This is a genomic window from Arthrobacter sp. TMT4-20 (genome assembly GCF_054510775.1).
Genome location: NZ_JBTNDW010000029.1, coordinates 1 through 10,600 on the forward strand (window position 1 = coordinate 1; position 10,600 = coordinate 10,600).

Annotated in this window: 11 protein-coding genes; 6 read left to right on the top strand and 5 right to left on the bottom strand. The window is 59.3% G+C overall.

The window, feature by feature from the left end:
• The 3 genes from ACX80Z_RS15700 to ACX80Z_RS15710 all read left to right on the top strand — a co-directional run.
• The coding region (locus tag ACX80Z_RS15700) for an ATP-binding protein (protein WP_459316054.1) at positions 1-199 on the top strand (199 nt) is incomplete at its 5' end.
• Positions 200-252: 53 nt separating this feature from the next.
• Positions 253-2,079 (top strand): putative bifunctional diguanylate cyclase/phosphodiesterase, encoded by a 1,827-nt coding sequence (locus tag ACX80Z_RS15705; protein ID WP_459316528.1) that lies wholly within the window; start codon positions 253-255, stop codon positions 2,077-2,079.
• Positions 2,080-2,301: 222 nt separating this feature from the next.
• Positions 2,302-2,796: a universal stress protein gene (locus ACX80Z_RS15710; protein ID WP_459316530.1), complete on the top strand. Its 495-nt coding sequence runs from the start codon at positions 2,302-2,304 to the stop codon at positions 2,794-2,796.
• Here the strand turns inward: ACX80Z_RS15710 and ACX80Z_RS15715 are convergent, their stop codons facing one another.
• Positions 2,797-2,997 carry a hypothetical protein gene (locus tag ACX80Z_RS15715; protein ID WP_459316531.1) on the bottom strand — a complete coding sequence of 67 codons (201 nt, stop codon included), beginning with the start codon at positions 2,995-2,997 and terminating at the stop codon, positions 2,797-2,799.
• A 137-nt stretch (positions 2,998-3,134) separates the two neighbouring features.
• On the bottom strand, positions 3,135-4,646 hold the full coding sequence (locus ACX80Z_RS15720) for a SulP family inorganic anion transporter (RefSeq protein ID WP_019483342.1): 1,512 nt from the start codon (positions 4,644-4,646) through the stop codon (positions 3,135-3,137).
• A 181-nt stretch (positions 4,647-4,827) separates the two neighbouring features.
• On the opposite strand from ACX80Z_RS15720, the gene ACX80Z_RS15725 reads away from it, so the two are divergent.
• A complete protein-coding gene (locus tag ACX80Z_RS15725) occupies positions 4,828-5,226 on the top strand; it encodes a MerR family transcriptional regulator (RefSeq protein ID WP_459316533.1) in 399 nt (132 codons plus the stop codon).
• Positions 5,227-5,240: 14 nt separating this feature from the next.
• On the opposite strand, the gene ACX80Z_RS15730 is transcribed toward ACX80Z_RS15725, so the two are convergent.
• The gene (locus ACX80Z_RS15730; RefSeq protein ID WP_459316534.1) at positions 5,241-7,274 is read right to left on the bottom strand and encodes an acyltransferase family protein; all 2,034 of its coding nucleotides are present in this window, start codon (positions 7,272-7,274) and stop codon (positions 5,241-5,243) included.
• 167 nt (positions 7,275-7,441) lie between these two features.
• Complete coding sequence (locus ACX80Z_RS15735; RefSeq protein WP_459316535.1) at positions 7,442-7,807, bottom strand: MerR family transcriptional regulator; 366 nt, start codon at positions 7,805-7,807, stop codon at positions 7,442-7,444.
• A gap of 178 nt (positions 7,808-7,985) precedes the next feature.
• Between ACX80Z_RS15735 and ACX80Z_RS15740 the strand changes: the two genes are divergently transcribed.
• A complete protein-coding gene (locus ACX80Z_RS15740; protein WP_459316538.1) occupies positions 7,986-9,515 on the top strand; it encodes a SulP family inorganic anion transporter in 1,530 nt (509 codons plus the stop codon).
• 56 nt (positions 9,516-9,571) lie between these two features.
• The gene (locus tag ACX80Z_RS15745) at positions 9,572-9,796 is read left to right on the top strand and encodes a hypothetical protein (protein WP_459316536.1); all 225 of its coding nucleotides are present in this window, start codon (positions 9,572-9,574) and stop codon (positions 9,794-9,796) included.
• 28 nt (positions 9,797-9,824) lie between these two features.
• Here ACX80Z_RS15745 and ACX80Z_RS15750 read toward each other — a convergent pair.
• Positions 9,825-10,600 (bottom strand): IS3 family transposase (locus tag ACX80Z_RS15750; protein WP_459316537.1); only part of this gene is annotated, 776 nt, incomplete at its 5' end.

The window sequence follows — 10,600 nt, forward strand, 5'->3', positions numbered from 1 at the left end:
CGTCTCCAGCCGCTACGAACACGCCTCCCTGATTCTGACCTCGAACCTGCCCTTCGCCCGCTGGGGTGATGTTTTCGGGGACCTGACCATCGCCTCAGCCATGATCGACCGGATCGTTCACCACGCCGACGTCATCAGCCTCAAAGGCAACAGCTACCGGCTCTCAAAGCACCAGCCAACAACCAGTACGGCACAATAGAACGAACAACCAGTGGCCCTGTTTTCAATTGGCACTAATGGCCCTGTTTTGGGTTGGCGTTAACACTGAAGCCAGCGTTCGACGGTGTTTTCACCTTTGATGCGGCATTGGCGGCGGCCTACCCTCTGCTGGATCTTCTGCTGTTAGCCGCAGTGATCGGAATCGTGGTCACTCCGGGGCGTCCTCCCGGAGGCGGGTGGCTAGCCTTGATTGTGGGCCTGCTGGTCTTTACCGGCGCGGATATTGTGTATGCGATGCTCGAGTTGGAGGGCTTGTACGTCGTAGGAACACCGTTGGACGCGGCGTGGGCAGCGGGAACAGCCCTGATCACCGTGTGGATTGTGATGCAGGGCTTTGAGGAACAATTTCGACGAGGCACCGAGAAAGGCCTTTTAGCAAGAGCCGTTCCGACACAAACCGTGCCGGCGCTGGCCACTGTTGCAAGTCTCACCGTTCTGGTGTTGGGGACTCAACGTCCGATTTCTTTTCTCGCGGTGGTGCTAGCCAGCCTTACGTTGGCGTTGGCTGCGCTGCCGCTGGTTTTCCGGCATAGGGTGCGGATCGCGGCGGTGCATCTTCAGGCGATGACGGATGAGCTGACCGGGCTTCCCAATCGTCGGGCGCTATATTCGACCGTTCCGGTACGTCTGGTCGTAGATGCTCAGCGCATTAGTGCAGTGTTGTTACTGGATCTCGATAAGTTCAAGGAAGTCAATGACAGCCTTGGGCACGACGTCGGCGACAGGTTACTGAAACAGGTCGCTGACCGGTTGAGGGCTCAGCTGCGAGCTGAGGACTTTTTGGCGCGGATGGGCGGGGATGAGTTTGTCATTCATCTAAATGGTTGCGGTGACAGTGAATCCGAAGCAGTGGCGATGAAGCTCCGCGCGGCGCTGGCCGAGCCATATGATCTTGGCTCTGTCACGGTTCAGGTGAACGCCAGCATTGGGATGGCACACTATCCTGCGCAGGGCAACGATTTGACGACACTGCTGCGTAAAGCTGATATGGCGATGTATAAGGCGAAAACCACCAGGAGTGGCCATGGCACATACTGCGATGAGGGCTTACAAGCAACCAAGTATCACACCCTGGAATCGCTCAACTCCGCGCTGTTAGACGATCAGCTTGTCGTCCATTTTCAGCCGCAAATAGATCTTCGGTCCGGCAAGGTTCGGGGGGTTGAGGCGTTGGTGCGGTGGGATCATCCCACCGAGGGAATCCTGGCGCCGCCGCTTTTCCTCAAGCGCTTTGATGAGGCCGGACTGATGTCGCCGTTGACCAGCGTCGTCCTTGGGAAAGCTCTTGATCAAAGCGTTGTTTGGAAAGAGCAGGGCCGGGTGTTGACCGTTGCAGTCAACGTTTGTTCAGGGTCAATTATCGATTCCTCGCTACCGGACCAGATTGCGGCGATGACAACGGTGCGTGGATTGGATCCCTCCGTGCTGGTCATTGAGATCACCGAAGACCTTCTGATGGGAGACCGAGACCGGGCCCGCACCGTCCTCACCCGGCTCCGCACCATGGGCGTGCGGATCGCGGTGGACGACTTCGGAAAAGGTTACAGCTCGCTGGCTTATCTTCGCGAGCTTCCGATCGACGAGTTGAAATTGGATAAATCTTTCGTCATGTCCATGTCCCACGACGCGAAAGCGGCTGCGCTGGTGGTGTCAACCATAGGTCTGGCGCATAGCCTCGGGCTGGAGATGACGGCAGAAGGCGTGGAAAGCAGCACCATCTACGAAGCACTTGGCGAGTCTGGATGCGACCTGGCCCAAGGTTTTTACATGTCACGGCCAGTACCGGCCAAGGAGTTCGACACTTGGCTCACCACCTACACGCCCTTACCTATCGAACCGACGCCCTCACAGGCGATCTAGAGAGTCGAATTCGTCCGCACAGGAATAGTTCGATCACAGAAGCCTACGGCGATCACGACGGTTCCATAGGCCGGGTAGCCCGGTGGACGAGATCCCAGCACCACACTGCGCTGGGTTCGGACCGGCTCTCCGCTTCCCGAACGGGGGTACTTTGACCCTACGTACATCCACGGTTATCAGACACCATCGAGGAAGTAGAGTCCCTCCCAGGCTAGGATCACGATGGAAAACACCGTCAGCTCACAGCAGCGTGCCATAGTCGTTGGCGTGGACGGGTCTCCGTCATCCGTTGCCGCACTGAGGCTGGCCATGAGCCTAGTGCCTCTCGCGGGTGACGTCGTTCGGGCGGTTGCTGCCTGGCATCATCCCGTCACAATGAGTGTGTACACCCCTCAGGACTGGAACTATGAGGAAGCGACGGAAAAGGCACTGGACCAGGCGCTCGAGGAAGCGTTCCCCGCCGGAGCTCCCTCCGTGGTTGAACGACGTATCGTCCGCGGCAACCCAGCCCAGGTCCTCATCAAAGAGAGCGCGGACGCATCCATGGTTGTCGTCGGCTCACGGGGTCACGGGGGATTCGCGGGCCTGTTGTTGGGCTCCGTCAGTTCCGCAGTCGCTGAACGGGCCACCTGCCCGGTTCTCGTATCGCACGGCGCACCCCAACGGGCAGACGGCGACGCCGAGGCATCGCCTATCGAGGGCACCACGCACTCCTGATCAGGCGATAGGCCCAAACAGTTTTGCCCTGTCATTTCCCAGATTGTCTGCGGCATTGAGAACGTCAATCAATTGACGTTCCTCATAGCGGAAGTGAGACTCCATGACAGCTTCGATCCCTTCGAGGTGGAGCAGCTGCTCGGCCATGGATGCTCCGGTGTCCAGCGAATGTTCCAACCCGCTGAGCAGGTAATCGATCATGCTGTGGTCCTAGAGGGCTGTTCGGAGCCTCTGATGGACAATGCACAGTTCGTTGCCCCACGCGGTCAGCCGTTCCTCAGCCACGAGGGTTATCTTAGGCGTGCCTGAGACGGCCCGCTACACCAGGAGGCTTTGAGCTAGTGCCCCGCGCCGAGCTTGCCAGCGAGCCGTTCGCGCATCAGCACGGAGGCGTCGTTCAAGCCGATGACCCGGACGTCTTTCCCATGGTTGTGGTATTTCTCGGTGATCGCATCCAGGGCGGCGATCGTTGACGCGTCCCATAGGTGGGAGGCGTGCATGTCGATGACCACGTGGTCCGGGTCGGTCGCATACTCGAACTGCGTGTAGAGGTCGTTGGAGGACGCGAAGAACAGCTCACCGTCCACGGTGTAGGTAGCTGTCTCCTCGCCGTTAAGTTCGATGACCGTCCGGTCAACGGTGACGAAGTGCGCGACGCGGCGTGCGAAGGCGATCATCGCCACCAATACCCCGACGCCCACACCGATGGCCAGGTTGTGAGTCCAGACAACGACGACGACGGTGCTCACCATTACCAACGTCTCGCTCTTGGGCATCCGCCTCAGGGTGGTCGGCTTGATGCTGTGCCAATCGAAGGTGGCTATTGCGACGAAAATCATCACGGCGACCAGGGCTGCCATGGGGATGAGTGCCACAATCTCGCCGAGAGTTACAACCAGGATCAACAGGAAGATACCGGCCATGAACGTGGAGATCCGGGTCCTCGCGCCGGAGGCTTTCACATTGATCATGGTCTGACCGATCATCGCGCAGCCACCCATCCCGCCGAAGAATCCGGTAATGATGTTCGCCGCGCCCTGCCCCCAGCTCTCGCGGGTTTTGTTGGAGCGCGTATCGGTGATGTCATCGACGAGCTTGGCTGTCATGAGTGATTCGAGCAATCCGACCAAAGCCATGGCGAAGGCGAACGGCGCAATGATCTGCAGCGTCTCGAGGGTCAGCGGAACATTGGGGAAAAACAGGGTGGGTAGGCTGTCGGGCAACTCGCCCTTGTCCCCGACGTCGGGGACGGCGATGTTGGCAATAACGGCGAACACGGTGAGCACCACGATGGCGACCAATGGGGCTGGCACCACCATAGTGAGCCGCGGCAAGCCGAACACGATCAGCAGCCCGACTGCGACCATGGGATAGACCAGCCACGGGACGTCAATGAGTTCCGGGACCTGGGACATGAAGATCAGGATGGCCAGTGCGTTCACGAAGCCCACCATCACCGAGCGCGGGATGAAACGCATCAGCCTCGCGACGCCGATCAGGCCAAGTACTACTTGAAAGATCCCAGCGAGGATGACGGCCGCAATGAAGTAGTCAACTCCGTGGCTGGAAACCAGAGGGGCAATGACCAGCGCAATGGCACCGGTTGCCGCAGAGATCATCGCGGGGCGTCCGCCGAGGAACGCAATTGAAACAGCCATCGTAAAGGATGCAAAGAGACCAAGCCTCGGGTCCACACCTGCGATGATCGAGAATGCAATCGCTTCAGGAATGAGAGCGAGAGCAACCACCAAACCCGCCAACACCTCGGTTTTGAGGAGGCGCGGATGCCGGAGTGTGCGCATCACCGACTGGCGTTCGACAGGGGTGGGTGCCAAAGTCGGCGTGGTCATAGGGATAGTCCTTTGTAAACGGAGCAGGCTAGGCGAATCCCCACGGTTCGGGGGTGTCCGGTCTGTGCCGGTAGGCTGAACGGCAATGTACACATCGATCCGCGCAACGCAGATCGGTCGATCTAAATTCTAACTTAACGTCACGAGAGGTTAACGCCGGTGGGGCACAGGGAATCGAACAATGGGTGAATCTTCGGAACCGGCACGGCCTCGCGCCATGCATATCGGTGAAGTAGCTGAGCGGACCGGTCTCTCGCTACGCACGATCAGGCACTATGACGAAGTGGGACTACTCCCGGCATCCTCGCGCACCGAGGGTGGGTTCCGTGTCTACACAGACGGTGATATTGAGCGCCTCTTGGTAGTGCGCCGAATGAAACCCTTGGGATTCACCCTTGAGGAAATGGGAGACTTGCTCTCGATCGTGGATGGTCTGACCGCTGCCAGCGATGACGACGACACGAGTAGCCTGCGGGAACGGCTGGCTGGCTACTTGACGTCGGCAGCCGCCCAGCGAGAGAAGATGGCCGAGAATCTCCGGCGAGCAGATGAATTCATCGCGACCCTCGAGACCTACTGACCATTAGGTCAGCGCTAGCCTCCACTCCAACCAGTCTCGGCTAGGATCCGTCGTTCCAGGGCCGGAATCAACGTTTCTACATAGCTTCGGTTCAGGTGGTCGAAGTCGCGGTACACAAAGACGTTACCGATCATCGCTGGGCAGGTGTTGTCCGTGCAGATCCGGTCAGTCAGGTCCACCGAGTGGAACAGCGGTTCGGTCTCGGCGATGGCGTCCGCCGGGTTCTCGGGCAGTAGCACCTCGGCCCGGTCAGGATTGCATTGCGGAGCGTCGACGCCCTGCAGCTCCGCGCACTCAAACATATTGAATGGGAACCGGGGATTGTCTCGGATGGAGATCACCTCTACGCCCTCATCGAGGAACGGCTGGATTCCAGCCTGGTAGTCCGGCACCAGAGATTCGCGCGGCTCGTCTGTGTAAGTGATGGTGCCCAAGGTCAGGATGGCATCAGGATTTTGGTCTTGCGCATACTCTCGCGCAGCGGCGTTGAATGCGTTGCATTCGTCGTCGCGCTCAGCCGATTCGCCCCCGTAGCGACAGGCATCCTTCAGCAAAGCAACCACTCGCCAGTTGTTTTCAAGGGCGATGGGCCCAATGGCTGACATCAGCTGGAGTGCGTGCGAGTCGCCGATGACGATGATGGTCTTGTCCGGTTCCGCGTCGGGCTCAATCTGGTGGCAGCGTTCGAGGAGCGGGTCTGAGGTCAGATAGGGCGGGGTGCAGCCTGGTCCAGCATTACCCCACTCGTTCCCAAGGTCTGTAGCCGCAGGGATGGGGTCGGCGTCGGGAACCCCGCCGGCTGGGTAGTCCGGGGCTAAAGCCGCCGCCCCTGGGTTCAGTGCGTCCGGCTGGGACTCCAACTGGTGTTCGTTGGACGAAATCTGAGTTTCCCAACCGGTCAGTGGCACTGCGACGACCAACGCAAGCGCCACGGTCAATGTTGCATTACGACGACGACGTCGGTGCACCCAGCGCCACGACCGTATGGGTCGCTCAACCAGACGGGTCGTTACTGCCGCCAGTAGGATCGATGCGCCAATAATCACCGCGCCAACGCTGAGTGAAGCTCGCTCGGCCCCAGAGACCACCAGATAGGTAATCAGGATGGGCCAGTGCCACAGATAGAGCGCGTAGGACATGCCTCCAAGGCGAAGAATCGGAGGCGCTGAGAGAAGCCGATCGATACCCCACCTGCTGCCTGTCTGACCGGCGGTAATCACAAATAGAGCACCGACGGTCGGAACCAGGGCTATGTAGCCCGGAAAGGCGTCTCCGACGGGAATGAGGATGCCGCAGAGGGCTATTGCCAGAAGACCAATCCACCCCATCAACACGCGCGGAATCTTGTGTGGCCGCAACCAGGGTAGGGCGAGGGCTAGGAGGGACCCGAGTGCGAATTCCCAGAGACGTGCCCGCGTATCGAAGTAGGCGAAGGCCTGGTTCTGGATCGTCTCGCTCACCGAAAACGACAGCGACATGATGAATATCGTGGTGAAGACTGTGCCCGCTACCACCCGGAAAGGCGACCGTAGCGCTCTGGCGGCGGCTGCGCAGCCGGCGAGCAGCAATGGCCACAGGATAAACACTTGCCCCTGAATCGATAACGACCAGAAGTGCTGCATCGGGCTGACAGCCGCGCTCGCTGCCTGGTACTCAACAGCTCCGAGCGCCAGTGACCAGTTCTGAAAGTACAGGAGGGAGGCCCAGCCATGGTCGATGATCTCTCCCCACCTGGCCTGAGGAAAGACGAGCAGGGCGGCCGCGATGGTGGCCAACAGTACGATCACCGCTGCCGGCACAAGCCTTCCAAACATCCGTACCCAGCGCCCCAAGAGGTCGAGTGGTCGCTGGGTCTCGACGCGTCCGGTAAAGGACAGTGTCAGCAGGAACGCGGAGATCAGGAGGAAGACGTCGACGCCGCCCGAGACTCGATCTAGCCAGATGTGGTAGACGACCACCATAAGGACAGCGACCGCCCGTAGTCCCTCTACTTCAGGACGGAACGCCTGTTGGCTCTTCCGTGGTTCCGCGGCGGAGCCCAAAACCAACCTCTTTCATTGCTATCTGCGTGGATATTTCGCCCATGAATGAGCTGCGGAGAATCTTTTCGTTCAGCGCAAAGGGGAACCATGAGCGTAACTACTCCAGCAGCCAACGTCGAAGTGTGCGAGATCCGTCGGGTCTCAGCGGGGTAGAGCTGGTATGGGGGGAAGTGTCAACGTGAGTTCCTGGCTTGATCGGTCATTGTTGCGATGAAGTCGTCGGCGCGGTCAAGATTCACCGCCATGGCTTCGCGCCGAACCCGCGCCTCTTCAAGGAACCTGATCAGCGTTTTTCCTGCTGGCCCTTCAGTACCCTTGCTCCGACTGATGGCGTCGAGCAGATCGGCGACTTCGTCGAGACTAAACCCCAACGCGCGTGCCTGTTTTATTAGCACCAGCCGCTTGAAGTCGTCTTCTGAATAGATTCGGAAACCACCGTCAGTTCGGGCTGATGGGTGGAGTAAGCCGATCTCGTCGTAGTGCCGGATTGTCCGCAGGGACAGCTGCGCGCGTTCGGCGAGCTCGCCAATCTGCATCATGCACCGTCCTTCGTAGGAAAAGCAATGGATTTAACTCTACCATTACGTTAGGGTAAGGTCAGTAGTGGAGCTGGCGAATCCGCCCCTCCCACCTTCTTCTTTGGCGCAGTGCAGCGCCCGTTTTCCCTATCAAACCGGAGGCACGATTGTGTCCGCCCGAGCACGAAATGGAGCCCGCATGGCGACTAATGCCTATGCCACCAATCTGGATACGAAGTTAACACCCGAACAAACCCAGTCCGTTTGGCGCACTCTGCGCTCACCCCGGCGTCTGCGGACCGAAGTCCTAGCTGGTCTGGTAGTCGCTCTCGCCCTGATCCCCGAGGCCATCGCGTTTTCGCTCATTGCCGGAGTGGACCCGCGTATCGGGCTCTTCGCCTCTTTCACCATGGCCGTCTCCATCGCTTTCCTCGGTGGTCGACCGGCGATGATTTCCGCCGCTACCGCTGCTACCGCCCTGGTGATTGCACCGCTGGTAGCGAGTCACGGGCTGGACTACTTTATTGCAGCAGTAATTTTGGCAGGTATTTTCCAGGTGGTTCTGGGACTTGTCGGCGTCGCGAAGCTGATGCGGTTTATCCCGCGCTCGGTCATGGTGGGGTTCGTCAATGCACTGGGTATCCTTATCTTCACTTCTCAGCTTCCCGAGCTCCTTGGGGTACCTTGGCTGGTCTACCCGATGGTGGTCGTGGGCCTACTGGTGATCTACCTTCTTCCCCGGCTCACCAGAGCCGTTCCCGCCCCGCTTGTCGCGATCGTGATTCTTACCGTTGTCGCCGTCGTCTTCGCTCTCAACGTGCCAACTGTCGGCGATAAGGGAGATTTGCCGGAGAGCCTGCCTTCACTCTTTTTCCCGAATGTTCCACTGACTTTCGAGACCTTCCAGATCATCGCTCCCTTTGCTCTTGGTATGGCTGTAGTTGGTCTGATGGAATCTCTGATGACCGCCAAGTTAGTTGATGACATCACTGATACCCGGTCCAATAAGGTTCGTGAGTCCTGGGGTCAGGGCACGGCAAACATCATCACCGGCTTCTTCGGTGGCATGGGTGGCTGCGCCATGGTGGGGCAGACGATGATCAACATCAAAGCCTCGGGCGCACGCACCCGAATCTCGACATTCCTTGCGGGAATATTCGTTCTGATCCTCGCCGTTTCGCTCGGCGACATCGTTGCACTTATCCCGATGGCCGCCCTGGTGGCGGTAATGATCTTTGTCTCCGTTGCAACATTCGACTGGCACAGCATCAAGATCGACACGCTCCGCCACATGCCAAAGAGCGAGACCACGGTCATGGTGGCGACTGTCGTCTTCACGGTCTTCACCCATAACCTGGCCATCGGCGTGATCATCGGTGTGCTCGTAGCGATGGTTGCTTTCGCACGCAGGGTTGCTCATTTTGTCAGTGTTGAGCGGACGATCGAGGAACACTTCGGCGTCACCTTCGCCAAATATGTTGTCAGCGGGGAATTGTTCTTCGCTTCTTCCAACGATCTGTACATGCAGTTTGAATACGCCGAGGATCCAGAGAAGATCGTCATTGACATGTACCAGTCGCACCTTTGGGACGCGTCTACGATCGCTGCACTGGACGCGATTATTGAAAAGTACCGCCATTACGGCAAAGAGGTCGAAATACAGGGCCTTAACACTGCCAGCGCCGCCATCCGGGATCGCCTCGCAGGGCGACTTGCAGGAAGCCACTAACCGAGCAAAGGTGTCCTGCGGAGGGCCGAGAGTAGCTGGCAATAGATGAGGAAACAGTGAAAAAGCCAAGGGGCACCGGATCATGGTCCGGCACGGTACTTGCCGCCGCACTGATTACCGCCGCTACGGCGCCGGGTCAGACTGCGGGGCTCTCACCATTCACCGATCCGTTGATCGAGCAGCTCGAAATCTCCCGGACGGACCATTCGTTGAGCTACCTCAAGGCGGAACCAGTGTGGTCCCCCAGTCGGTCGCTGGCGCCCAGTGAGCTGCTGCGGTGATTTCGGACAGCGGATTTGATGGTTTTCTCTACGCTGCCATGGCTGGCTGTTGGTAACTGTAATGGACGTCGTTGGGTCGACGGTAGCCGAGGGCTGAGTGCCGGCGGCGGCTGTTGTAGAATCCCTCGATATAGCGGATGACGTCTCGTTTTGCTTGTAGTTTGGTGGCGTAAACGGTCCGGTGGACCCGCTCGTTTTTCAGTGCGCCGAAGAAGCTCTCGGCCAGGCTGTTATCCCAACACACCCCGGTGCGGCCCATCGAGGACCGCATCCCCAACCCGGTGACCAACGTCCTGAACATGGCCGAGGTATAGACGCTTCCGCGGTCTGAGTGGAAAATCGCACCCATCTCGACCCGGGTGGCCCGGGCAGCGTTTTTCAGGGCGTCCGCGACCAGATCGGTGCGCATGTGATCGGCGATGGACCAGCCCACAACTTTCTTCGAATAACAGTCGATCACGGTGGCCAAATAGATGAAGCCCTGCCACGTGTGAATGTACGTGATGTCCCCGACGAACTTGGCTCCGGGACGGTCCGCGGTGAAGTCCCGTTTCACCAGGTCCGGGACCACGGCAAAACCGTCGGCATCGGCGTGGGTGGTGACCCGGAACGGGCGCGGCTGACACGGCACCAACTCCTCGGCACGCATGATCGAACGCACCAGTTCCGGGGAACACAGTGTCCCCTCCGCTACGAGGTCGGCGTGGATCCTCCGGTACCCGTACGTCCCGTCGGCTGCCTCGAAGAAGTACCGGATACGCACCGCCAGTACCTGCCTACGGGCCGCGGTCGCCGAGCGAGGCC

Excerpts from the sequence above, each read along its gene's own strand:
- ACX80Z_RS15720 (WP_019483342.1), bottom strand. The coding sequence starts at position 4,646 with ATGACCACGCCGACTTTGGCACCCACCCCTGTCGAACGCCAGTCGGTG.
- ACX80Z_RS15740 (WP_459316538.1), top strand. The coding sequence starts at position 7,986 with ATGGCGACTAATGCCTATGCCACCAATCTGGATACGAAGTTAACACCC.
- ACX80Z_RS15725 (WP_459316533.1), top strand. The coding sequence starts at position 4,828 with ATGGGTGAATCTTCGGAACCGGCACGGCCTCGCGCCATGCATATCGGT.
- ACX80Z_RS15710 (WP_459316530.1), top strand. The coding sequence starts at position 2,302 with ATGGAAAACACCGTCAGCTCACAGCAGCGTGCCATAGTCGTTGGCGTG.
- ACX80Z_RS15715 (WP_459316531.1), bottom strand. The coding sequence starts at position 2,997 with ATGATCGATTACCTGCTCAGCGGGTTGGAACATTCGCTGGACACCGGA.
- ACX80Z_RS15735 (WP_459316535.1), bottom strand. The coding sequence starts at position 7,807 with ATGATGCAGATTGGCGAGCTCGCCGAACGCGCGCAGCTGTCCCTGCGG.